This is a genomic window from Catenulispora sp. EB89 (genome assembly GCF_041261445.1).
Lineage (GTDB): Bacteria > Actinomycetota > Actinomycetes > Streptomycetales > Catenulisporaceae > Catenulispora.
In genome coordinates this window covers 131,260-155,142 of sequence record NZ_JBGCCU010000017.1, presented here as the reverse complement: position 1 = coordinate 155,142, position 23,883 = coordinate 131,260, and the positions used below count along the sequence as shown (strand labels likewise).

General features: G+C 70.4%; 18 protein-coding genes and 1 tRNA gene. 15 read left to right on the top strand and 4 right to left on the bottom strand.

Translation table 11 applies throughout. The features are described from left to right. The first annotated feature begins 42 nt into the window (after nucleotides 1-42). From ABH920_RS31475 to ABH920_RS31430, 10 genes are all read left to right on the top strand, one after another. On the top strand, nucleotides 43-1,275 hold the full coding sequence (locus ABH920_RS31475; RefSeq protein WP_370352827.1) for a DUF58 domain-containing protein: 1,233 nt from the start codon (nucleotides 43-45) through the stop codon (nucleotides 1,273-1,275). Further along, a complete protein-coding gene (locus ABH920_RS31470; RefSeq protein ID WP_370352826.1) occupies nucleotides 1,272-3,644 on the top strand; it encodes a transglutaminase family protein in 2,373 nt (790 codons plus the stop codon). Before ABH920_RS31475 ends, ABH920_RS31470 begins: the two co-directional genes overlap by 4 nt. Beyond that, entirely contained in the window at nucleotides 3,641-8,047 is a 4,407-nt protein-coding gene (locus ABH920_RS31465; protein WP_370352825.1) for an FtsK/SpoIIIE domain-containing protein, read from the top strand. The genes ABH920_RS31470 and ABH920_RS31465 overlap by 4 nt, the downstream gene beginning before the upstream one ends. 79 nt (nucleotides 8,048-8,126) lie before the next feature. Further along, the gene (locus ABH920_RS31460; protein WP_370352824.1) at nucleotides 8,127-8,396 is read left to right on the top strand and encodes a WXG100 family type VII secretion target; all 270 of its coding nucleotides are present in this window, start codon (nucleotides 8,127-8,129) and stop codon (nucleotides 8,394-8,396) included. Nucleotides 8,397-9,056: 660 nt separating this feature from the next. Continuing rightward, nucleotides 9,057-9,743: an integrase catalytic region gene (locus ABH920_RS31455; RefSeq protein ID WP_370352823.1), complete on the top strand. Its 687-nt coding sequence runs from the start codon at nucleotides 9,057-9,059 to the stop codon at nucleotides 9,741-9,743. Beyond that, entirely contained in the window at nucleotides 9,740-10,105 is a 366-nt protein-coding gene (locus tag ABH920_RS31450) for an integrase core domain-containing protein (protein WP_370352822.1), read from the top strand. The genes ABH920_RS31455 and ABH920_RS31450 overlap by 4 nt, the downstream gene beginning before the upstream one ends. Before the next feature lie 207 nt (nucleotides 10,106-10,312). Beyond that, complete coding sequence (locus tag ABH920_RS31445) at nucleotides 10,313-10,648, top strand: helix-turn-helix domain-containing protein (protein WP_370352821.1); 336 nt, start codon at nucleotides 10,313-10,315, stop codon at nucleotides 10,646-10,648. A 15-nt stretch (nucleotides 10,649-10,663) separates the two neighbouring features. After that, nucleotides 10,664-11,527, top strand: coding sequence for an ImmA/IrrE family metallo-endopeptidase (locus ABH920_RS31440; protein ID WP_370352820.1), 864 nt, complete (start codon nucleotides 10,664-10,666; stop codon nucleotides 11,525-11,527). Further along, nucleotides 11,524-12,153, top strand: coding sequence for a hypothetical protein (locus ABH920_RS31435; protein WP_370352819.1), 630 nt, complete (start codon nucleotides 11,524-11,526; stop codon nucleotides 12,151-12,153). The genes ABH920_RS31440 and ABH920_RS31435 overlap by 4 nt, the downstream gene beginning before the upstream one ends. A gap of 534 nt (nucleotides 12,154-12,687) precedes the next feature. After that, nucleotides 12,688-13,758 (top strand): integrase core domain-containing protein, encoded by a 1,071-nt coding sequence (locus tag ABH920_RS31430; RefSeq protein ID WP_370352818.1) that lies wholly within the window; start codon nucleotides 12,688-12,690, stop codon nucleotides 13,756-13,758. 112 nt (nucleotides 13,759-13,870) lie between these two features. On the opposite strand, the gene ABH920_RS31425 is transcribed toward ABH920_RS31430, so the two are convergent. Next, nucleotides 13,871-13,943: transfer RNA gene (locus ABH920_RS31425), tRNA-Arg, on the bottom strand. A gap of 237 nt (nucleotides 13,944-14,180) precedes the next feature. Here ABH920_RS31425 and glnII point away from each other — a divergent pair. Continuing rightward, nucleotides 14,181-15,203 carry a glutamine synthetase GlnII gene (gene glnII, locus ABH920_RS31420; protein WP_370352817.1) on the top strand — a complete coding sequence of 341 codons (1,023 nt, stop codon included), beginning with the start codon at nucleotides 14,181-14,183 and terminating at the stop codon, nucleotides 15,201-15,203. A gap of 214 nt (nucleotides 15,204-15,417) precedes the next feature. After that, nucleotides 15,418-17,493, top strand: a complete 2,076-nt coding sequence (locus ABH920_RS31415) for a PIG-L family deacetylase (RefSeq protein ID WP_370352816.1) — start codon at nucleotides 15,418-15,420, stop codon at nucleotides 17,491-17,493. A gap of 82 nt (nucleotides 17,494-17,575) precedes the next feature. Here ABH920_RS31415 and ABH920_RS31410 read toward each other — a convergent pair whose 3' ends face one another. Continuing rightward, nucleotides 17,576-17,989: a VOC family protein gene (locus ABH920_RS31410; RefSeq protein WP_370352815.1), complete on the bottom strand. Its 414-nt coding sequence runs from the start codon at nucleotides 17,987-17,989 to the stop codon at nucleotides 17,576-17,578. 57 nt (nucleotides 17,990-18,046) lie between these two features. Here ABH920_RS31410 and ABH920_RS31405 point away from each other — a divergent pair, with 57 nt between their 5' ends. Continuing rightward, entirely contained in the window at nucleotides 18,047-18,496 is a 450-nt protein-coding gene (locus tag ABH920_RS31405; protein WP_370352814.1) for a MarR family winged helix-turn-helix transcriptional regulator, read from the top strand. Nucleotides 18,497-18,754: 258 nt separating this feature from the next. On the opposite strand, the gene ABH920_RS31400 is transcribed toward ABH920_RS31405, so the two are convergent. Then, the gene (locus ABH920_RS31400; RefSeq protein WP_370352813.1) at nucleotides 18,755-18,988 is read right to left on the bottom strand and encodes a hypothetical protein; all 234 of its coding nucleotides are present in this window, start codon (nucleotides 18,986-18,988) and stop codon (nucleotides 18,755-18,757) included. A 227-nt stretch (nucleotides 18,989-19,215) separates the two neighbouring features. On the opposite strand from ABH920_RS31400, the gene ABH920_RS31395 reads away from it, so the two are divergent. Both ABH920_RS31395 and ABH920_RS31390 read left to right on the top strand, forming a co-directional pair. Beyond that, nucleotides 19,216-20,901 carry a hypothetical protein gene (locus tag ABH920_RS31395; RefSeq protein ID WP_370352812.1) on the top strand — a complete coding sequence of 562 codons (1,686 nt, stop codon included), beginning with the start codon at nucleotides 19,216-19,218 and terminating at the stop codon, nucleotides 20,899-20,901. A 118-nt stretch (nucleotides 20,902-21,019) separates the two neighbouring features. Then, on the top strand, nucleotides 21,020-21,871 hold the full coding sequence (locus ABH920_RS31390) for an SAM-dependent methyltransferase (RefSeq protein ID WP_370352811.1): 852 nt from the start codon (nucleotides 21,020-21,022) through the stop codon (nucleotides 21,869-21,871). Here ABH920_RS31390 and ABH920_RS31385 read toward each other — a convergent pair. Then, the gene (locus ABH920_RS31385; protein ID WP_370352810.1) at nucleotides 21,838-23,859 is read right to left on the bottom strand and encodes a ThiF family adenylyltransferase; all 2,022 of its coding nucleotides are present in this window, start codon (nucleotides 23,857-23,859) and stop codon (nucleotides 21,838-21,840) included. The genes ABH920_RS31390 and ABH920_RS31385 overlap by 34 nt on opposite strands. Between the last annotated feature and the right edge of the window lie 24 nt (nucleotides 23,860-23,883).

Genomic DNA, 23,883 nt, shown 5'->3' with positions numbered 1-23,883 from the left:
GCGGGGAACGCGCGCGGCTTCGGACCGAGGATCCCGACCTGGGTGAGGGCTCGAAGCCTCCCTCGCATCGTCGCCCGCGCCGTCACCCGAACCGTGGGTCGGGCCCCGTTGCTCGCGGCGGTGACACCGCTGGGCTGGAGCGTCGTGGTCGGCGCGGCCATGGCCTGGATCCTGGGAGCCGGCTTGCACTGGGTCGAATTCTCGGCGCTGGCGGCCTTCTGCGCGCTGGTCCTGCTCGGGAGTCTGCCGTTCGCCGTCGGCCGTACCGAGCTCGCCATCGACGTCCGGACCGAACCCCGGCGCCTGCGGATCGGACAGCCCGGCACATGTGCGGTCGGCGTCGTCAACATCGGCAAGCGCCGGTTGCTGCCGGTGGACCTGGAGATCCCGGTCGCCGGGAGACCGGGACCGCCTTTCCAGGTGCCGCGGCTCAAGCCGGGCGCCGCGCACGGCTTCGAGCCTTTCGAGATCGATGCACGCAGACGGTCCGTCATCACCGTCGGCCCGGCCACTTCGGTGCGTGGCGACCCGCTCGGCCTGGTGCGGCGTACCGTCACCTGGACTGGTGCCACCGAGATCCTGGTCCACCCGCACTACATCGAGCTGCCGGGGTTCGGGGTCGGCCGCATGCACGACCTGGAGGGCCGCACCGCGGATGCGCTGTCCCCGAGCGATCTCGCCTTCCATGCGCTGCGCGACTACGTGCCCGGGGACGACCCCCGGCACATCCACTGGCGAAGTTCGGCCCGGGCGCGGTCCCTGGGTACCGGCACCGGCCTGGTCGTGCGGCAGTATCAGGAGACACGCCGTACCCATCTGCTGGTCGTGGTCGACGGCCGGACCGCGGCTTATCGGGACGGTGAGGATTTGGAGACCGCGATCTCGGCGGCGGCGTCGCTGGCGCTGTGCGCGCTGGACAACGAGCTGGAGGCCAGCGTCGTGGTCTGCGACCGGACGGCTCCCGATGCTACGGACCGCGCGGTCCTGGACGTCTGCGCCCGGGCGCTGCCGACCGACCTCACGCTCGACGAGCTGGTCGACCGGGGCGTCCACGAGGCGCCGCACGCCACGGTGGCGGTCGTGGTGACCGGCGGGGTGCCTGACTCTGGCGAGCTGTTCCGGGCCGCGGCGCGCATTCCGCAGTCAGCACGCACCGCGCTGCTGAGGGTCGATCCGGGCGCCCGCACCGGGGCGTCCGGGAGCGTGCCGGCGGTCTTAACCATGAACACGTTGCGCGACCTGGCGTTGCTGTTCTCCGAAGGAGATCTCTGGTGACACTGTCCCCTTCTCATTTCCTGTCCTGGTCGCGGATCCGTCCGGACACCGGCTCGGCAACGGACGCGGTTTCCTCCGCGCTGCTGGCCGGACTCGCGCTTGTCGGATTCCACACCTCCTACAGCAATTGGTCCTTCCTGGTCGCGGGCCTGGTCGGCTTGGTGCTCGGGCTGCTGGCCGTGTCCGTCGTCACCCGTTTCACGCACTCGGTGTTCGTTCTGGCCACCATTCTCACGGCTGTCTACTTCCTGGTCGGCAACCACTTCGTGGCTCCCGGCCAGTCGCTGGGCGGTTATGTCCCGACTGGCTCCTCGCTGCAGGCCACAGCGCTGGCCGGTGTCGAAAGCTGGAAGCAGCTGCTGACCACGGTCTCTCCCGTCGACGGCGCCGGCAGCCTGGTGGCACCTCCGTTCATCCTCGGACTGGTGACCGGTGCGGTCACCTTGTTCCTGGCGCGCCGCACGGCATTGGCCGTCGCTCCCGCCGCGGCGCCGGTCTGCGAGCTCGGCGTCGTGATCGCTCTCGGATCGCACGTCACGGCGCTGGCCACGGCGGTGATCGTGGTGTTCGCCGGAGTGGCGCTCGGGTGGGCAGCCCAGCGCTGGAGCCGGAACCGCGGCTCGGCGGCCACCAGGACGCGCGGCACTCGGGTGGTCGCCGGGGCGTCGCTGCTGGCCGTGTCCGGATCCGTGGTCGTGGTGATCGGCCCCAGCCTGCCGGGCGGCGACGACCGGTCGCGGGCGGTGCTGCGCGACACCGTCAGCCCGCCGTTCGATATCAGCGACTACCCGAGCCCGCTCGTGGGGTTCCGGAAGTACACCAAGGACTCCCACCAGCTCTGGGACCAGACGCTGTTCACCGTCCGCGGCCTGCCGCAGGGCGTGCCGGTGCGTATCGCCACGCTCGACAGCTACGACGGATCAGTCTGGGGCGCGTCCAGCGGCGCCGGCGGGGGAGTCTTCCAGCGGGTCGGATCGCAGGTCACCCCGGCCGCTTCGGGCAGCACGCTGACCACGGTCAGCGTCACGGTCGGCCCGGCCTACGCCGCGGCGGCCGACACCGATGTGTGGCTGCCGGGCGCGGGGACGGTCAGCGACATCGGGTTCGCCGGAGGCGACGCCGACCGGCTGGCTTCGTCAGTGCGCTACAACCTCGCCACCTCGTCGGCGATCGTGCCAGGCCGCCTGCACGCCGGGGACACCGTTGTGTATCGGACCGCGGTGGACCCCGCGCCGGTGTCGAGCGCCCCGCAACCCTTCGACAGCCCGCCGGTGGACAGCGTTTCAGAATCTGTTATCGGCAGCCGCTCGGCGGTGTGGACGAAGGCCGGGACCGACGCGTGGTCCCAGCTCCAAGCCGCGGCGACGTATCTCAAGGACACCGGCGCCTACAGCGACGGCGGTCCCGGGGAGACGCAGTACCTGCCCGGGCACAGCGTCAACCGGCTCTCGGCGTTCCTGCACGGCGCACGGCCGGTCGGCGACAGCGAGCAGTACGCGGCGGCGTTCGCGCTCATCGCGCAGAGCGTCGGGATGCCAGCCCGCGTCGTCCTCGGTGCGGTCCCGGAGGCCGACGGGCCGGGGCAGGGCAAAGTGTTCGGCCGCGACGTCCAGGCATGGGTCGAGGTGCACATCGCCGGCGGCCTGTGGGTGCCGTTGTACGACAGCTCGTTCATGCCGGATCCGTCGAAGAAGCCCGACGCGCAGACGCCGCAGGACGCCCAGAACACCAGCTCGGCCGCCGTCCCGCCGCCCCGGACGGTCAAGCCGCACGACGTGGCCGCTGACCCCGGGGCCGGGGCGGTCGCGGTCGGCGGGACGCCTCGGTCGTGCACATCGGCGGCCGCTGCGGCGGCCGACCCGGCCTGCCGGATCGCTCGCGCCGGATCGTGGTGGCCCTCGCTGAGCACCGCTGCCCTGGCTGGCAGCCCCTTGCTGGCAGTCCTGGTCATCGTTATGACGATCACCGGGCTCAAAGCACGCCGCAGATTCCGGCGACGGACCCGCGGCGCGCCGGCCAATCGGATGGCGGCGGGCTGGCAGGAAGTCCTCGACCGGGCCCGCGACCTGGGCCTGATCCTGATCGGGACGACGCGGCGGGAGCAGGCCGCGTCCCTGGCGCGGCTGACGGACATCACTCTCGCGGCGGTCGACGGAGACGGTGCCCACGCCCTGGTCCGAGCGGTCGACACGGCGGTCTACGGCGCTGGCGACCCGACCGAGCAGCAGATCGCCGGGTTCTGGCTCCAGGTCGCCGAGCTCTGCGACGCGCTGCGGAAACGGTCTTCGCGACGCCGCCGGCTCCTGGCCGCGGTGAGCATCAGCACCCTGTACGCCTTCGGCGTCGCCGGGAGGAGCAGCACCCGATGAGGATCAAGCTGACGCTGGACCGTCCCGGCACCACCCCGGTCGACCTACAGATCACGGTGGACGTCAAGGCCACCATCGGCGACCTGGCCGAGTACCTGGTCCGCTCCGAGCCGGTACCGCGAGGCGCCGGCGCGCGGCCGGTGCCGGCGGCGGCGACCCTGCACGTCCTCGACGGGCCGGATCCCGGTCGGCTCGACCCCCGGACCACCGTCGGGGACAGCGGCCTGCGCTCGGGCGCGACGGTCCGGGTCGAGGGCCACGGCGGTCTGCGTCAGGGAAGTCGGGCCCGGACGACCGCCCTGGTCACCGTGGTGTCAGGACCCGACGCCGGAACCCGAATCGAGCTGCGCGGCCGCGAGGGTCTGATCGGCCGGGACGCCGCGTGCGCGGTGCGGCTCAGCGATCAGCTGGTCTCGCGGCAGCACGCGCGCGTCACCGTCGGCCGTTTCGCCGAGATCGCCGACCTGGGCTCGGCGAACGGAATCCAGATCGCCGGCGCCACGGTCGCGCGGGCGACGCTGCAGCCGGGCGACATCGTGCAGCTCGGCGACACCGAGATCACGGTCACCGTCACCCAGGCCGTCCAGGAGGTCCCGGGCGGCACGGAGGTCGGGTTCATCCGCTCGCCGCAGCTGTCGCCGCACTTCGACGGCGAGGAGTTCGCCGCACCGGAGCCGCCGCAGCGGCCGGCCCGGGCGCGGTTCCCGATCCTGCCGCTGGTGACCCCGCCCGTCGTGGGCGGCATGATGTACCTGGTCACCGGCTCGGTGGCATCGGTCGCGTTCGTCGCTCTCAGCCCTTTGATGGCGATCGGACAGGCCGTTGAGTCGATCAGGTCCGGGCGGTCGGAGTACAAGCGAGGACTGCGGGCCTTCCGCGCCGAGACGGCGGACCTGGTCGCCCGGATGGCGGCGGCCGTCAAGACTGAGACCGTCGTGCGCGGGCGGGAACACCCGCCCCTGGAGGACTGCCTGACGGCGGCGGAGCGGCGCAGCACTCTGTTGTGGTCGCGGCATCCAGGGCGCCCTGGCTTCGGCGAGATCCGGCTGGGCGTCGGGCGGTTGCCTTCGCGCGGCACGGTCGGCCTGCCCGCCGCCCGCGGCCTGCCGGCGGACTTGATGGCCGAGCTGTTCGCCGCGGTGGCGGCGTTCCGGTTCGTCGACGGGCTGCCCGTGGTCGTGCGGCTCGGCGAGGACGGCGCGCTCGGGTTGGCGGGGGAGCGCCAGGCCGTGCTCGGGGCCGCCCGCGCGGTGCTCGCGCAGGCCGTCGTGCTGCACTCCCCGGCCGAGCTCGTGGTGGCCGCCTTTGTTTCCGGAGAGAGCAGCCGGGTGTGGGATTGGCTGAAGTGGCTGCCGCACACCACATCCCCGCACAGTCCGCTCCCGCGCCGCCACCTGGTCTCCGGCACCGTCGACACGGCCGCGCTGGTGTCAGCGCTCGAAGACCTGATCCGGCGCCGCACGGAGAAGGACGAGCCGGTGCTGCCGGCGGTCCTGATCGTGGTGGAATCGGACACCGTGGCCGAGCACGCCCAGCTCGTCGACATCGCCGAGCGCGGGCGGGACGTGGGTGTATATGTGGTCTGGCTCGCCGAGGACACCCTCAGGCTGCCGGCGGCGTGCCGCACCGTGGTGCGGGTGCACCCGGCGGCGCCGGGATCCGGCGGTCCGAGCCGGGGAACGGCGGTGTTCATCACCGCTGGTGAAAAGATCGACCCGGTCGCGGTGCAGCTCCTCGACGAGCGCGGCGCATCGGCGACTGCCCGGGCCCTCGCATCGCTGACCGACATCGGGGCGCGGCTCGACGACGACAGCGACTTGCCGCCGTCGCTGTCGCTGCTGGCGGTGCCAGAACAGCCGACGAGCGTGACCCCGGAAGGGGTCGTCGAGAGCTGGCTGGCGAACCGCTCGATCGTCACCGGGCCGTACGCGCCGGCGCAACCGGTGAAGAAGGCCGGCTCGCTGCGGGCTGTGATCGGCGTGTCGGCTTCCGGTCCGCACGCGCTGGACCTGCGGGCCGACGGGCCGCACGCGCTCGTCGGCGGCACGACCGGCAGCGGCAAGAGCGAGCTGCTGCAGTCGTGGATCCTGGCGATGGCCACCGCGCACAGCCCGGAGCGGCTGACGTTCCTGCTGATGGACTACAAGGGCGGGTCGGCGCTGAGTCACTTCGAGCGGCTCCCGCACACCGTCGGCCTGGTCACCGACCTCGATGACCACCAGGCCGGCCGGGCCCTGACCTCGCTCGGCGCGGAGCTGCGGTGGCGTGAACAGGTACTGGCCGGGCACCGGGCGAAGGATCTGGTGGAGATGGAGAAGCGCGGCTCACGCGACGCGCCGCCGAGCCTGGTGATCGTGATCGACGAGTTCGCCGCCCTGATCAAGGAGCTGCCGGGCTTCGTCGACGGCATGATCGACGTCGCGCAGCGCGGTCGCTCACTGGGGGTGCACCTGATTCTGGCCACCCAGCGGCCGGCCGGCGTCATCCACGACAACCTGCGGGCCAACACCAACCTGCGGCTGGCACTCCGGACCGCGGATGTCGAGGACAGCGTCAACGTTCTGGGATCCCCGGATGCCGCGTTCTTCGACGCCGCGCGACCGGGGCGGGCAGTGTCCAAGACCGGTCCGGGGCGACTGGTCCGGTTCCAGACCGGCTATGCCGGCGGCTGGACGTCACAAGAGCCAGAGCCGCCGGACATCGTCGTGGAGGAGCTCCGAGTGGGCCCGGTCCGCAGATGGGAGGCCGAGCGCCCCGAACAGTACCGGGACGACCAGGCCACAGACCTGAACCGGCTGGTGGCGGCCATCTCCGCGGCAGGAGCGAAGGCGGCGCTGCCAACGCCGCGCAAGCCCTGGCTTCCCGCCCTGGAACCGGTTTGCAACCTGCTGGACCTGGTGGCGGACCCGGACCCGGATCCGCGGCGGGGCGAGGCGCTGGTGTTCGGCATCGCCGACCGGCCGTCGCGACAGGACCGGGTGACGGTCGCCTTCGAGCCGGACCGGCACGGCAACCTGGCAGTCGTCGGCACCGGCGGGTCCGGCAAGAGCGCGCTGTTGCGCACCCTGGCAATCGTCGCGGGGCTGGCCGGACAGAACCACCCGTGCCAGGTCTACGGGCTGGACTTCGGAGCGCGCGGACTGAGCATGCTTGAGCCGCTGCCGTATGTCGACATCATCTCCGGCGACGATCGCGAACGGCTCACCCGCCTGCTGCGGATGCTGCTGGAGACGATCGCCGATCGCGCGCGGCGGTATCCGGCCATCGACGCCGGCACCATCACGGCCTACCGCGAGCGGGCGCGCCGACCTCGGGAGCCCCGGATCCTCCTGCTGCTGGACGGCATGGCTGGCTTCCAGGCTGAGCATGCGAACAATGCCTTCGCTGTTGAGGCGCTGAACCGGATAGCCACCGAAGGCCGCCCGTTCGGCGTCCATCTGGTGCTGACCGCCGATCGGCCGCAGACGATCCCGTCGAGCCTGGCGGCCGCGATGCAGGCCAAGGTGGTGCTGCGGCTCGCCGACCAGGAGGCCTACGGGCACATCGGATTGCCGATGAACATACTGACCGCGGCTTCGCCGCCCGGCCGAGGACTCCACGACGGGATGGAGATTCAGGTCGCGGTTCTCGGACATGGCCCGGAACCAGCCGCGCAGGCCGCGGAGGTGGGGAAGATCGCCACGGCGATGACGAGTCTCGACGTGCCGCGGATTCCACCCATCCGGAGACTCCCGGAAATGGTGCCGCTGGAGGACCTACCGGCCGAAGTCCACGGCCGACCGGTGCTCGGAGTGGCCTCGGACACCCTCGAACCACTGACTTTCGACCCGGCCGGCGCGTTGCTGGTCTGTGGGCCGCCCCAGTCCGGACGCACCGGCACGGTCGGGACCCTGGCGGCCGCTTTTCACCGCTGGCGACCCGATGCTCGGCTGTACCATTTTGGTGACATCCGGTCGCCGTGGGCGCAGGCACCGATCTGGTCGGACGAGGCGTTGGACGTCGAGTCGGCCGCAGATGTCGCCAAGAACCTGCTGGAGCAGCTGGCGAAGCAGAACTTCACGCATCCCGTCGGAGTGTTCGTCGAGAACGTCGCGGACTTCGCCGGAGGCCCTGCGGACATGGCGCTGGCAGCGCTGGCTCGGCACTGCGCGGCCCAAAGGCACTTCCTCGTCATGGAAGGCGAGTCCAGCACGCTCGGCGGCGCCGCCGCCGCGCTCACGGCGGCGGCCAAATCCCGGCAGACCGGCCTGGCCCTGGCCCCGGATGCGAGCGCGTCGGACTACGTCCACTTCCGCACCACCTTTCCCCGAGGACTGTCCCGCTCGGACTTCCCGCCGGGACGAGGCCTGTACGTAGCGGCGGGGAAGACGACGGTGGTCCAGGTCGGTCGAACGCAGTGGTGAGCGGCCCGCTCCACCTCCACAAGACCCGGATCCGACCTCCAGGGCGGATCCCGAGAGATAGAAACGAGGCGACACAAGCATGTCCAACGTCGAAGGCATGGACGTCGAAGCGGGCCGCATTCTGGCCGGTCACCTGAGCGACCGAGCCCACGAGATCGACATCCTCACCAGCGCCCTCCACACGGAACTGACCAATCTCCAGTGGCTCGGCCCGGACGCCGACTCGTTCCGCCACGAATGGGACACCGACTACCAGGCCCAGCTCCGCAACATCGCCGCTATGCTCCGCGACGTCAGCGGTCGCGTAACGGCCAACGCGACACAGCAGGAGACCGCGTCGAACCACTAGTGTCCTGCACGGCTACGAGCCTGCTGCCTGACCTGAGCGGATGAACAATCGGCACGTGCGGGGATGCCTCGCGCGAGTGCCGCGCGGCCTTCAGAGCGCTGAAGACCGTCAGGTCGCGGCCCTGAGCGGCAGCAGCCGCGGGCGTTGCGCAACTGGGAGTGCTCGGATTCGCGACGGCGTCGGCAGAACCGGCCCACGCCGTCGCGATCGGGGCGTGCCTTTGGCAAGGGCTGAGCGCCCGGCGGCAGCTTCAGGGTGCGGGGCCTGTCCTGGTCGATTTGGAACCCGACAGGATTTGAGCGCCTGGTTTTGAGCGGGCACAGCCAAGGTGGTCTCGTGATCCGGCGATGCCTGGTGCGGATGCTGTCCGAAGGCCGGGGTCTGGAGCTGGCCAGGATCCGGGCGGTGGTGCTGTTGGACACGTCGAATACCCGTTCGTATCTGTTGCTTGCTGTGCGACGAGACTTCGTGCGGCGCAACCCGCAAGAGGCTGAGCTGCGGCCGTTCAAACGAAATGGTCACCGAGACTCTGCAGATCGTGTTGCGGGACGTCGTCCACGCCGCGTCTGAGCCGACCGACGCTCGTGTCGGATCCCTGTCCTGGTCGAATACTCAGATACCGGCCGTGACCTGGGTGATCGGCGCATATAGTCGGTGCTCGTGGCTGTGCGACTGCTGTACCGGATCCTGGTCCAGGTGTTGTCCTGGTTGGCGTTGTTGGCCCGGTCTTCAGCGTCGAAGGATGTCGAGATACTCGCGCTGCGTCAGGAGGTCGCGGTGTTGCGCCGGTCGAACCCGACGCCGCGGATCGGTTGGACGGACCGGGCTGTGCTGGCCGCGCTGTCCCGCCTGCTGCCCAAGGCGCTGCGTGCACACCGAATCGTGACTCCCGGCACACTCCTACGCTGGCACCGTCGTCTGCTTGCCGCGAAGTGGCGCCAGCCCAAGTCGGCGGGACGCCCGCCGATCCCGGATCACGTGGTGGCGTTGATCGTCCGGCTCGCCACCGAGAACTCCACCTGGGGGGTCGTTCGTGTCCAGGGCGAGTTGCGCCGGCTCGGACATCGCGTGGCTGCCTCCACCATCCGCAAGATCCTGCGGGCACACCGGATCCCGCCGCCGTCCCGGCGCGACGACACCTGGCGTACGTTCCTGCGCTCCCAGGCCGGAGCGATCCTGGCGATCGATTTCCTGCATGTTGACACCGTCATGCTGAAACGGCTGTATGCGGCGGTCGGTATCGAGGTCAGCAGTCGCCGGGCCTATCTGTTGGGTGTCACCGATCATCCGACCGGCGCCTGGGCCAAGCAACTGGCCCGAGAGCTGGCCTCCGCTTTACCCGGTTGATCCGTGACCGGGACGCGAAGTTCACGGAGGCCTTCGATGCGGTGTTCGCCTCCATCGGCGTCGAGATCCTGCTCACCGCGCCCCAGGCACCCAGGATGAACGCCTACGCGGAGCGGCTCATCGGCTCCATTCGCCGCGAATGCTGCGACCGGATCCTCATCATCGGCCAACGCCACCTGCAGCGGGTGCTGACGGAGTATTTCGATCACTACAACGCCGGCCGATCCCACCAAGGCCACGGCATGGCACTACGCGCACCGGACGACGACGCTGCGGTGCTCCGATTCCCCACCCAGCCCGGTCAGATCCACAGGAGACAACGCCTCGGAGGACTGCTCAACGAATACCATCCCGCAGCATGAAGACCCAGGTCAGTGCCGGTATCAGCGTTTTCGACTAGGACAACCACCGGGCAGCCTGACCCAGCCATACATCGTCCCAGGTCATAGCCCGGCAACACGAATAAGGACGCACTACTGGCAGGCACCCACAGCTCTGGCTAGTGTGTGGCGCTTGCCCTATACTTGAATCAAGTTTCGCGATCATGATTCAATCTTGGGAGGGTTGTGATGACGATCAAGGCCGGTGCGCTCATCGATCGCGCCCGTGTCACCGCGGGCCTGAGCCAGCGCGCCCTCGCGGATGCGACCGGCATTTCTCAGCCCACCCTCTCGCGCATCATCTCCGGGGATCGGCAGGTGAAGATGCCGGAGGTGGTGGCGATCGCGTGGGCGACCGGACACACGGTCGCCCAGCTCACCGGGCTTAGAACGGTGGCCGATCGGGCACAGTGCGCGGCGCGTGCGACCAACCACTCCGGCATGGACCGCATGCGCGAGGCGCTGCTGAACTTCCTGGAACTGGACGACTACCTGAACGACCTGGCCATCCCCGCCACGGTCTGACCCGGAGAGCAGAGCGTGAACACCGAAGCCGAAGGGCGCGCCGCGGCCGAGCGCTTTCGCCAGGAGCATCACCTTGGCGTGCAGCCCCTCGGTGACCTCGTGGCGGTCATCGAGCAGGCCACCGGTATCGATGTGGCGGTACTCGACGCGGGCCCGGACGAGCACGGGCTGACGATGCGCGACCCGGCGCTCGGCACCGTGTTCATCGGCGTCGCACGCACCGGCCACCCGATGCGGCAACGCAGCACGCTCGCTCACGAGCTCGCCCACGTGGTATTCGAGGACTGGACGGATAGCGACGCGGGCAACTGGGGCCAACGCAGTCCCGCGGAAATCAGGGCCGATGCGTTTGCGCGGCATCTGCTTGTGCCCGCTGCGGGTTTGCGTGAGTTCCTCGGGACCCAGACGACGGCCGAATCTACCCTGTCTGCGGTCGTGCAGCGTTTCCTGGTGTCACCGGTGATCGCCGCCATCGCGTTGCACCAGGCCGGATACATCGACGCCGTCACCAAAGAGGCATGGACGGGCCTGTCTGCGCCCCAGTTGGCCGCCCGGTTCGGATGGAGCGATCAGTATCGTGCGTTGCAAGCCGACTCCGATCAGCGGCGGGCACCGCAACGGCTGCTCGCCCGCGCGATCAGGGGTTACGTGGAGAAGGTGCTGCCCGCGCAAGCCATCGCCACCTTGCGCGGCATCACGGCGGAAGCTGCCGAAGCGGACCTGCGGGCGGCGGGCGTCGTGCCCGCTGCCCGGCCTGTCGCATGGGCCGACGTAGGCGAGTTGCCCGAAGTGCACGTGGATCTGCAAGCCCTGGACGAGGCTCTCGATGCACCGGACGACGGCAGTGATGACCTAGCGGCGAAGGAAGACGCGGGGTGAGCCACCGGCCGATTATCGACGCTGGACCAGGGCTGAATTTCCTGTCCATCAGGAAAGAACGCATCCTCATCGGCGCCTTGGGATCCCTTAGCGCCCCGGAGTGCGTGGAGAACGAGGTGCTGCGCAAGGCGCGGCAGGATGAGCGCTTCAAAGCTGCCGCAACCGTCTGGCGCAAGCTGACACCCACCTGGATGCAGATCCTCTCCGACGACCAGACACCCGAACTCGCAGCTGTTGTCCACAGGCTCGCCCAGCAACCGATGGCAGTACGCCTGACACGCTCGAAAGACCTAGGCGAGACGATGGTCATCGCGCACGCCGTAGTTGCAGCCGAGGCCGGCGAGACCGTGACCGTGCTCATCGACGACGGAGAAGGAGCGCGGACGGCCACCAGAGAGTGCGACCGGCTGAGGCGGCTACGATCCGACGGCCAGGCCGTAGGGTCGATCATTCTGGTCAGCACGCTCACCGTCCTGGAGAAGGCGGCAACCAAACATCTCATCGCGGATAGGGCCGCGATGCGCGATATATACAAACAACTGCGCGGCCTCGACGACGGCTTGCCGCCAATCGAGACGACCAATCTCCTCTCGTCTCATCTCTGGTCGCGCATCGCTCAGTCCTGAACCTGTCCTGGTCAGTAATTCGGCCACTGCCCCGGACCTGGGGTGATGGGGGCTTGACCCCGGAGATTGGACACGGGTTATGCGGCTCTGGGCAGCGTAGCCGATGTGGGGATCAAGCTGTTCTCGTAGTTGATCGGTGATTGTTGGCCGAGGTGGGAGTGGCGGCGGCGGGTGTTGTAGCGGTGAGCCCAGCCTGTGCTGGTCAGTAATTCGGCCACTGCCCCGGACCTGGGGTGATGCCGTGGGACGATCGGGTCTGTGGCTGTCGGTTTGCTGTACCGGATTTTCGTGAGCGTTCTGTCATGGCTGGCTCTGCTGGCCCGATCGCAGGCGCAAACGCCGAGATACTCGTGTTGCGCCAGGAGGTGGCGGTGCTGCGCCGCACGAATCCGAAGCCGAGGCTCGCCTGGACCGACCGTGCGATGCTCGCGGCGCTGTCCAAGCTTCTGCCCAAGGCGCTGCGCGGCCTGTCCTACACCAAAACTCGGCCACCGGGCGTGACCTGCGAAGGGGCATCTGGGAGGATCAAGCTTCGTGGCTGTCCGTCTGCTGTACCGGATCCTTGTGGCCGTGCTGGGTTGGCTGGTGTTGCTGGCCCGGTCCTCGGCATCGAAGGACGCGGAGTTACTTGTACTCCGGCATGAGGTTGCGGTGCTGCGCCGGACCAATCCTAAGCCGCGGATCGACTGGCCTGATCGGGCGCTGTTGTCTGCGCTGGCCAGGGTCCTACCGAAGCCGCTGCGGGCACACCGGCTGGTGACCCCTGGCACGTTGCTGCGGTGGCATCGCCGGCTGATCGCGAACAAGTGGCGCCAGGCCAAGCCGCCCGGCCGTCCGCCGATCCTGGACGACGTGGTGGCGCTGATCGTCCGGCTCGCGACCGAGAACCCGAGCTGGGGCACGGTGCGGATCCAGGGCGAGCTTCGCCGGCTCGGGCACCGCGTCGGCGCCTCCACGATCCGTCGAATCCTTCGTTCACGCAGGATTCCGCCACCGGATCGGCGTGATGATGCCTGGCGTACATTCCTGCGTGCCCAAGCAGAGACGATCCTGGCGATCGACTTTCTGCATGTCGATACCGTGATGCTGAAACGGCTGGACGCTGCGGTCGTCATCGAGATCGGCAGCCGCCGGGCCTATCTGCTGGGTGTCACCGATCATCCGACCGGTGCCTGGGCCACTCAGGTCGCCCGGGAACTCGCCGCGGATTTGGAGCAGGCCGGCCACCGCTTTACCCGCCTGATCCGGGACCGGGATGCGAAGTTTACTGACGCCTTCGACGCGGTGTTCGCCTCCATCGGCGTCGAGATCTTGCTGACCGCGCCACAGACACCGCGGATGAACGCCTACGCCGAGCGGCTGATCGGCTCGATCCGCCGCGAATGCTGCGACCGGCTCCTCATCGTGGGGCAGCGCCATCTGCGTCGGGTCCTGGGCGAGTACCTCGAGCACTACAACGCTGGTCGGTCCCACCAAGGCAACGGCATGGCGCTGCGCGCCCCGAACGATCGATCCAACGTGATCCCGATGCCTGTGCCTACTGACGAGATCCGCCGTCGAAAACGGCTCGGAGGCTTGATAAACGAGTATCAAACAGCAGCTTGAATCCCCAGGTCACGCCCGGTGGCCGGGTTTTGGAGTAGGACAGTGAGCGTTACGAATCCGGCTCAAACGAAAACTGCCAGGTCAGCGAGCCGACCTGGCAGTTTCTCGAACGTGCGCACGAAGGGATTCGAACCCCTAACCTTCTGATCCGTAGTCAGATGCTCTATCCGTTGAGCTACGCGCGCTTGCGACGTTGTCGATAGTACACGCCCGACGCCCTTCCTCGAAAATCGATATCGCTGGGGGGCTTTCGTGCAGGTCAGGCGGGGTGTGGGGGGTGACGGTGGGTCGTCGGGGGGTGATCGTGGGTCAGTTGATGTGCCGTTAACACGGTTGAAACGGTGGGGACTCGGGGTGTGGCGATGGTGGGGGCGCTCGGGGTGCGGGGCCGTTTTTTGTCGGGTCTTCTGGTGAGGTGCGGGATGGTCTACAAGGCTGAGTACATCTGGATTGATGGGGCGGTGCCCACGGCGGGGCTGCGGTCGAAGACGCGGGTGCTTGCTGACGGTGCTGAGCCGGGGGTGTGGGGCTTTGACGGGTCCTCGACCGGGCAGGCCGAGGGGAGTTCTTCGGATCGGGTGCTGCGGCCGGTGTTCACCTGCGCGGATCCGGTGCGGGGTGGGGCTCATGTGCTTGTTTTGTGTGAGGTGGAGGACATCGACTTCACGGCGCATGCCTCCAACACGCGGGCGGCGGCTCGGGGGGTGGCTGAGCGGTTCGCTGAGCAGGAGGCGTGGTTCGGGATTGAGCAGGAGTACACGCTCTTCCGGGGTGCGCGGCCTCTGGGGTTTCCGGAGGGTGGTGGGTTTCCGGCGCCGCAGGGTCCGTATTACTGCGGGGTCGGGGGTGGTGCGGTGTTCGGGCGGGAGTTGGTGGAGCGGCATCTGGATTACTGCCTGGCTGCCGGTCTGACCATCTCCGGGATCAATGCCGAGGTCATGCCGGGGCAGTGGGAGTTCCAGGTGGGGCCGGCGGGGCCGGTGGAGGTGGCCGACCACATGTGGGTGGCGCGCTATCTGCTGCTGCGGGTCGCTGAGGAGTTCGGGGTGTCGGTTTCGTTTGATGCCAAGCCTGCCAAGGGGGACTGGAACGGGGCCGGGGCGCATACCAACTTCTCCACCAAGGCGATGCGGGAGTCGTACGATCCGATCATCACCGCGTGCGAGGCGTTGGGGGAGGGCGACAAGCCGGCCGAGCACGTGCGCGCCTATGGCTCCGGCATCGAGGAGCGGCTCACCGGGCAGCACGAGACCGCCCCGTGGCACGAGTACAGCTACGGCGTCTCGGACCGCGGTGCCTCGGTGCGCATCCCGTGGCAGGTCGAGGTGGACAAGAAGGGCTACATCGAGGACCGGCGGCCGAACGCGAACGTCGATCCGTACGTCGTGACCCGGCTGATCGTCGACACCTGCTGCAGCGCGCTGGAGAAGGCCGGGCAGGTCTGAGGCCGAAGAGGCAAAGCGCAAAACGCGTAACGCGTAACGCGCAAACGCGCCCCCGATCCAACCACGGATCGGGGGCGCCGCCGTGTGTGCGCGCGAATCCTGACCGTGACGGGTGACTTCCAGGGCAACCCGGTCTGACTCCGGAGACAACCTCCGGGCTGTCCCCCGCGTCCCGATTATGGTTTGCGGGGAATTCAGCCACACAGGAGTCAGGGTGCCTAACTTGTCTCGGCGCGAGCTCGGGCTGCTTGGGATGGGGGCACTGGCGGTCGGCGCGCTTGGCGCCGACGCCGGGGTCACCACCGCCGAGTCCGACATGGTCGAGCGTCCGGCGCGGCTTGCCGGCCGGGTCGCGTTTCTGCAGGTCGTCGCCCATCCGGACGACGACCTCTACTTCATGAACCCGGACATCGCCGACTCGGTGCGGACCGGGGGCGAGGTGACCACCGTCGTGCTGACCGCGGCCGAGGCCGGCGGCGGGGCGTCCTTCGCGGCGGCACGGCAGCACGGCCTGCGCTCCGCCTACGCGCGCATGGCCGGGGCGGAGGACGACGCACCGTGGCGGCGCAGCGTGCTCGTCACCCGTGGGGGTGAGGCGGAGCTGTGCGAGCTGGCGGCCGACGCTCGGGTCCGGCTGGTCTTCCTCGACATCTCGATGGGCGCCTACACCGGGTCCGCCCCGGGCGACACGAACCACACCCCGCTGGCCGCCCTCTTCCACGGCACCGAGACCACCCGCCCGGTCCTGCAGCCCAGCGAGAGCGCGATCACCGGCGGCGTCTACACCCGCGACCAGCTGGTCGGCACCCTCACCGACCTGATGGACCGCTACCAGCCCACCGTCGTGCGCACCATGGACCCCGACCCGGAGCGCCGCGGCGCCGGCCCGAAGGAGCGGGCCTGGCTCACCGACTCCGGCGTCCACACGGACAACGAGGACCACACCGCGACCGCCTGGTTCACCTATGCGGCCTACGCCGACCACCGGGCCCGGCGTGGCCCCTCCGCCGTCACCCTGGACTCCTACGTCGGCTACGGAAACGCCCGCTGGCGCCACAACCTCGGCGGCTTGAGCGGCCGCGAGAAGCTGCGCCTGCTGGGCGTCTACGGCTGGGCCGACCGGCGCAAGTGCGGCGACCCTGTCGGCTGCGGCGACACCACCGTCGGCGGCGACGCGGCCCGCCCCGGCTGGTCGCAGAGCACGAACCTGCGGCACGTCGGCAGCACCGGCTGGCTCGGCACCGGGCCGGACGGACGGCTGCGGGCGTTCGCCGCGGTCGGCGGACGCGCCGTGATGTGGACGGAGACCGCACGCGGCAGCGGCCGGTTCCGGCCCGGCTCCGCCGCCAACCCCGACCCGGACACCGCCTCGTCGCTGACCCCTCATCTGGTGGTCGCAGTCGACCCCTCGCACCGTGCGCATCTCGTCGGCCTGCGCGCCACCACCGACCCCGACCGGGGCGTCTGGTCCCAGGAAGTGGTCGTCTGCAGCGAGCGCACCGACGGCAGCTTCACCCCCTGGACCGGCCTCGGCACCCCGACCGGCGCGAAGACCAGGGACTGCCAGGCTGTCGGCTGCCCGACCGCGGTGGTCGACGGCCGCGGCGTGCTCCACGTCTTCGCCCGCGATGCCGACATGTCCGTCTCCTGGCGCCACCGGGACCTGACGAAGCCGGGCGCGGGCTGGAGCGGCTGGCGCGACATAGGCGGGCACCGGGTCCGCGACGGCCTGACCGCCGCGGTCACGCCTGAGGGTGACGTCGAGCTGCACGCCGTCGGCCACGTGCTCTGGACCTGGCGCATCGATGCCTCCGGCGAGCCGCGCCCCAGCCACGCGGCCCTCCCTCCGATGGGTGACCCGCCGACGGTCCACATGGTGCGCGGCGGCGGCGCGCTGCTGGCCGCCCGCGCCGCCGACAGCGGGGTCCTGACGGTCCTGTCGCGGCCGTCCGGCGGCGGCTGGCAGCCGCCGGAGAAGGGCGTCGCGCTCGGCGGGCAGGGCGGGTTCGGCGTGGTCGCGATCCAGCCGCACGCCGGGGGCGTCTTCCTGGCCCAGCGCGGACAGCGCGGGCTGGTCGAGGTGGTCTGGCAGCCGCGGGTCGGCGCGCCCGACGGGGTCCGGCGCTGGCGCGGCGGGCCCGGGCCGATCCTGCACCCCTCGCTGACGGTGGACGCGCACGGCCGGATCGTGGTCGCGGCGATCGGGCCGGAGGGTGCGCTGTACACGGCGCGGATCGACGTCGGGAACCCGCCGCGGACGCTGCGGTGGGAGTCCTCCGTGCTGGCCTAGAACTGGCGCGACTGGCGCGACTGGCGCGACTGGCGCGACCGGCCCGACCGGCCCGACTGGCCCGACTGGCCCAGACGGGTGATCAGCCCTCGTACGACTGCAGCTCGATCAGGTTCCCCTCGGGATCCCGCAGATGCGCGGTCCGCAGCGTCGGGCCCCACTCCGGGCGGTCCGTCGGGCCCACGACCGGCGTCGCCCCGTGCCGCAGGCACAGCTCGGCGCCGGTGTCCACGTCATCGACTCGGCACACGAACATCGTGCGGTCCTGCGCCGGCGCCGCGGTCGCCGACAGGTGCGCGGTCCCGGCCAGGACGGCCATCGCCCCGCGGTCGAACAGCACCAGCGCGGCCTGGTCCTCGACGTCCCAGTTGGCGTACGGGCCCTGCGGGCCGCCCTTCATCAGCTTCGCGCCGATCAGCTCGGGCAGGACCGCCTGGTAGAAGTCGAACATCTCCGCGAAACCGGTGACCAGCAGGCGGGAGTGCAGCGCGTCCATGGCGCCTCCAAATTAGTGGGTGTTCACCCATGATGGGCTGGCGCCTATAGTCATACCATGGATGACCTGCGTGCCGCGCCGCCTTCGCTGACCGGCCTGACCACCTACCTGCTGTCGCGGACCGGCAAGATCGCGCGCGGCCGGCTGGCCGGCCGGTTCGCCGGGCGGGGCCTGCGGCTGTGGCACCACGCGGTGCTGGCGGCGCTCGCCGACTTCGGGCCGCACGTGCAGCGCGACCTCGCGGCCCGGCTGGCGATCGACCCCAGCGACATGGCCAAGATCGTGGACGAGCTGGCCGGGGCCGGGAGCGTCGAGCGGGCCCGCGACGCCGCCGACCGCCGGCGCATCACCGTCACGCTCACCGACGCCGGCCGCGCGCTGCTCGCCGAGCTGGACGCGGAGGCCGCGGGCGTTCAGGACGAGGTCCTGGGACCGCTGGACGAGGGCGAGCGCGAGCAGCTGGACGCGTTGCTGCGGAAGGTGTTCCAAGGCCTGGTCACGGAGTGAATGACCGGCCTGGTCCGATAGGGTTTCGACGGCCGTCGCGCTTCCTGGGCTTGGGGAGCGCGGCGGCTTCGTCGCGACCGCGCAGCTCATGCAGCCCACGCAGCCCCCGCACACGACACCGACGAAGCAGACCCCGCCGAACACACAATTGACCCGTCCGGGGCCGACTCGAAGAAGTCGTTCCCGAACGGGCCCGGGATCCCCGTACACCGCGACGCGGACTGCGAACGCGCCCCGGTATCCCCCGGCAGGCCGGCGCTACAGGCGGATCCCCCCGCACACCGACGCCGGCGCCACCGGCATCCACGGGCCGCGCGGCAGCTGCCGCACCCGCACCTGTTCGATGCCTCTACCCCCCGGCGAGGACCAGGTGCACTGCCCGTAGTACTCGGCGTCACCGCGGCTGGCGAAGCCGTCCTCCACCGACTGGTCCTCCCCGTCGGTCCGGATGAACTCGACCGCCCAGTTCTCCGACTCCTGAGTCGTTCGCACGGCGAGTCCTCCTGAAGTCCGCCTCGGTTACACCAACTGGTCCACATCATCGCGCCGGCCGATGGGACAATGCGGCAACCGACATTTTCTCCCGGCTCGGCTGGGAGGAAAAGGCCCCGGTCCTGCCGCGGGTGTGGGAGCGCGCCACATTCGACGTACGGGATGCACAGCGAGTGACGGGTCCGGACGGTACAGGGGCCGCCCGCCGAGGCAGGGATCGCCGAATCATGAGCAGGAAACCCAGGAGCCTGAAGCAGATCCAGGCCCAACTGTCCGAGCAGCTGCGGGCCACCGATCACTCCTGGGCGGACATCGGCCGGGAGTTCCAGCGGCGGTTCCACGTCAACGCGCGGGTCGCGCTGCGGCAGGCCCGCGGCTGGACCCAGCCGGAGGCCGCCGAGCGGTGGAACCGGCGCTGGCCGGAGGATCCGAAGACCTTCAAGAACTTCTCGTACTGGGAGGCCTGGCCCAGCTCCACCGGTTACTCGCCGTCGCTGGAGGTCCTGGACCGGATGGCCCAGCTGTACGAGTGCAGCGTCGCCGACCTGTTGTCCGACCTGGACGACTACGGCGCCAAGAAGCGGCCGGTGTTCAGCAACGTGCGCGAGCCCGGCCCGGCCGGCCTGATCGGGCCGCCCCGCCATGCCCCGCAGCCGTACGCACTTGCGGCTGCGGCCCCCGCCTCCGGGCCCGGCGCCGAGGTCCGGTTCGACCCGTACTTCGGCGCGCCGCCGGCGCCGCCGGTCCGGGACGACCTCGGTGCGAACCCCGGCGAGCTGCTGTCGTCGATGTCGGCGGCGGCGATGTCCTCGGCGGCCCAGATTAGCTCCCTGATGGAGCCGCCGGACGGCGGCAACAGCCTGTCGCGGCGCTCGGCGCTGCTGAATCTCAGCAGCCTGTTCGCGGTCGCCGCGGCCGCGCCGCTGGCCGGCGACAAGGCGCTGCCGACCCCGGCCGGCCGGGTGGACGCGGCCATGGTGGACAACACCGGGCTGATCGTCGGCGGGCTTCGCCAGCAGAACGCCGCCCTGGGCCCGTCCGCGACAGTGCAGACCGGGCTCGCGATGCGCGCCATGATGGAATCCGTGGTGAAGGACGCCCCGGCGGGGCTGACCGGCCAGGCCTGGGTCGTCTACGGCGACCTGTCGCACCTGCTCGGCTGGATGATGTTCAACATGGGCCAGGACGACGCGGCCCGGTTCTACTACGACGACGCCCGCAAGGCCGCCTACCAGGCCGACGACTACGAGCTCGCGGCGAACATCCTGGCCGCGCAGGCGCACCTGAGCATGTCCGCCGGCGACCACCAGACCGCGATCGACCACGCGCAGGCCGCCGAGGAGGCCGCCAAGCGCAGCCCCAGCCGCCGGGCCAAGGCCTACGCCGCCGACATGACGGCCCGGGTCTACGCCTCGGCGGGGCAGGGTGCGCGCAGCCTGGCGGCGCTGGAGCGGGAGCGCCGGCAGATGCAGCGCATCGACTGGGCCGAGCCGGCCGCCGAGCGCTGGGGCTTCTACGGCCCGGCGTTCTACTGGGCCCGGGAGAGCGAGTGCCACCTGCTGCTCGGGCACCCGGTGGAGGCCGCCGACGCCGGGGCGCTGGCGCAGCAGCGGTTCAACCCGGCCTACCTGCACAACAACGCGATGGCGCTGGCCCGCCGGGCCCAGGCCCAGGTGCAGTTCGGCGACGTCCCGGCGGCCTGCCGGGCGCTGGCCGAGTCGGCGCGGATGGCCACGCTGGCCGGTTCGGTGCGGCTCAGTACCGAGATGGCCAGGGCCCGCCAGCTGCTGGCGCCGTACGAGAACGAGTCGGTCGTGCAGGCGCTGGACGTCCGGCTGGACCGGTACCGCAAGCAGCGCGGCGTCGCGGACAGCGGGGTGCAGACCACGAATTCGACGGAAGAGGTCTTATAAAGCCGCATTCGCCAGCGGCGGGCGGCGGAGAAGTGCAAGCCTAGAGGGTGGGTTGCGGCGATTTGCGAGCGCGGACGCCTGAGACATCCCTCCGACTTCCCCAAGGAGCACGAAGACGATGACCGATCCGACCGGAGCGCACGCCGGGAACGACGTGGACGCGATCTTCGACGACCTGCCGTCGAACATCGACACCGACGTGTTCAGCGTCGCGCGGCTGTACGACTTCCTGCTCGGCGGCAAGCACAACTTCGCCCCCGACCGGGACTTCGGGCGGCAGCTGCTGGCCATCGAGCCGAACGGCCGCATGATCCTGCAGCAGAACCGCTACTTCCTGGCCCGGGCGATCCGGGTGATGCTGGACGACGGCGTCCGCCAGTTCCTGGACCTGGGCAGCGGGATCCCGACGCAGAACTACGTGCACGAACTCGCGCACGCCGTGGACCCGGCCGCGAAGGTCGTCTACATCGACAACGACCCGCCGGCCGTGAGCCACAGCAACTACATCCTGCGCGGCGACGACAACGCCGGCGCGGTGCTGGCCGACATGATCGACGCCGAGCGGGTGCTGGGCGACCCCACCGTCAAGTCGCTGATCGACTTCGACAAGCCGGTGGGGCTCACGGCACTGGCCGCCTGGCACTTCGTGGACGACGGCGACGACCCGGCCGGCGTGCTGGGCGCGTATCGCCGGATGCTCGCGCCGGGCAGCTACCTGGCGCTGACCCACGCCACCATCGACGGCGCCACCGGCGACCTGGTCCGCAACGTCCAGAGCCAGTACCAGGCCGTGATGAAGAACCCGTCGCCGCGCACCCGCGAGGAGATCGCAGGGTTCTTCGAAGGCTTCCGGATCCTGGACCCCGGGATCGTGAACCTGCCGGCCTGGCGTCCGGACAAGCCCGAGGACGCCGCCGGCGCGGAGAACGTCTGGTTCTACGGGGCGCTGGGCAAGCTGACCGCCGCCTGATCCGCACAGGGCGCCTGATCCGCACGAGACTCCTGACCAGGCGCTCGGCCGGGTACCTGACCCGGCGCCTGGTTCCGGTCCGGCGCGATCAGCTCCTCCAGGTCGATGTAGAACCGGCCGGACGCGCAGGGGCCGCCGAGCAGGATCCGTCTGGCGGCCTCGGTCACCAGCGCGCCTCCGAGCGCCACCCCGGAGGCGAGCTGCGGCCAGCTGCTCAGTGTGCGGCCGATCTTCGGGATGCTCGCGGCCAGCGCCGGGGAGATCCGGTCGCCGTCCACCATGGCCAGGATCAGGTCCACGCGCTCGGCGAAGGTCAGGTCCAGGCAGTCCTCGGGGGTCAGCGCGCCGAGCAGGCCGTGCAGCAGCGGCCGGTGCGGTTCGCGGTCGAAGCGCTCGACGTCCAGCAGGCCGCGGTCGTTGGCGTCCATCACCACCGGCACCCCCAGATCCCGGGCGGCCTCGCGGGCCGCGAGCTTCACCCACGGCGTGTCGCACTCCTCGACGAGCAGGTCGATCGGGCCGTGGCCGCCGAGGAAGAACTCCTTCACGGTCTCCTCGGTCAGCCCGCCGGGGAAGATCTCAATGTCCAGATACGGGTCGATCTCGAACATCTGCCGGGCGGCCAGCACGGCCTTGTTCACGCCGATCTGGTGCAGGCCGGCGCGCAGCCGGTTCAGGTTCGACACGCTCAGGGTGTCGAAGTCGGCGAGTTTGAAGGCCCCCGCCACGCCTTCCTGCGCCAGCGTCAGCGCGGCGCTGTTGCCGACCGACAGGCCGATGACGCCGATCCGCTTGTCCAGCAGCCGGCGCTGCTCGGGCCGGTCGATCTTGCCGCGGTTGCGGTCGGTGCGGACCAGGCGGAACTCCTCGCGCGGCAGGACGTGCACCAGGCGGCCGGACCACGGGTACCAGGCCCACGTGCCGTAGTCCCAGGGCTGCCCGCCTTCCAGCTGGTCCCGGCGGGCCGCGGCCAGCGCCTCGGCGTCCAGGACGCGGCCGGGGTCGCGGGCCCGGATCAGTTCTTCCAGCTGGGCTTCGATGGTGTCGGCGACTTCGCGGACGGCGCCGGTGTTCAGGAGCGCGGCCAGCGCGACCCGGTCGTCGTGCTTGGCGGGCTGGAACAGCAGCGGCTTCCAGCGGTGCGGGTCGGACGGGCCGATCGCGGTGAGGCGGCGGGGCGGGGCCTGGCCGGAGACCGGGCCGCGCACCGGGACCGGGATGGTGAATGAGGGTTCTGCTTCGGTGTGCGCGCCGAGGCTGAGCAGACCGGACAGCTCGTCCAGGCCCGCGTCCTCCAGCAGGTCGTAGCGGAACAGCAGGCGGTAGTCGTCGACCAGCGCGGTGTGCTCACCGGCGCCCTCGGCGGACCGGTGCAGCAGGATGACGACGTCCTCGGTGTACTGCTCGGCGTAGCGCCGGGTGCCGGGGACCGGGTGGAAGCCGAAGCGCGCGTGGAAGCGGTCCTGGCCGTCGGCGGTGCCGGAGGTGCCGATCATCGCGGCCGCGCCGAGCTCGTGCGCGGCGGCGATGGCCAGGGCGTTGAGGTGCAGGCCGAGGCCGAGCTTGCGGGCCCGGTGCTCGACGACCAGCCGGCTGTGTTCGAAGACCGCCTCGGGGGCCAGGCGCTCGGTGCGCAGGAGCTCGTCGTAGCGGGCGGCGCCGAGGAATTCCCTGGACTGGTAAAGGGAAGCGGTCACGGGTGTCAGGAGGCGGACATACCCCAGCGGCGGTCCGTGCACGCCGTCGCGGCCGCGCCGGGCCGCGAAGTGCCAGGCGCCGTGGTCCTGCGGCTGGGCGTCGGGCTGTGCGTCGGGGTGGTCGCCGGGGCGGTCGCCGGAACCGTCGCCGGCGTGGCTGCGGAAGGCCGGGCGGCGGCCCTGGTCGAACAGGATCCGGGCACGCAGATGCCGTATCTCCTGGAGTGCTTCGGGGGCCGCGTCCGGGTCGGCCGGGGCGCGGAAGGCGGTGAAGATCCACGGGGAGTCCATGATCGCCCACGATGGGATGGCGAA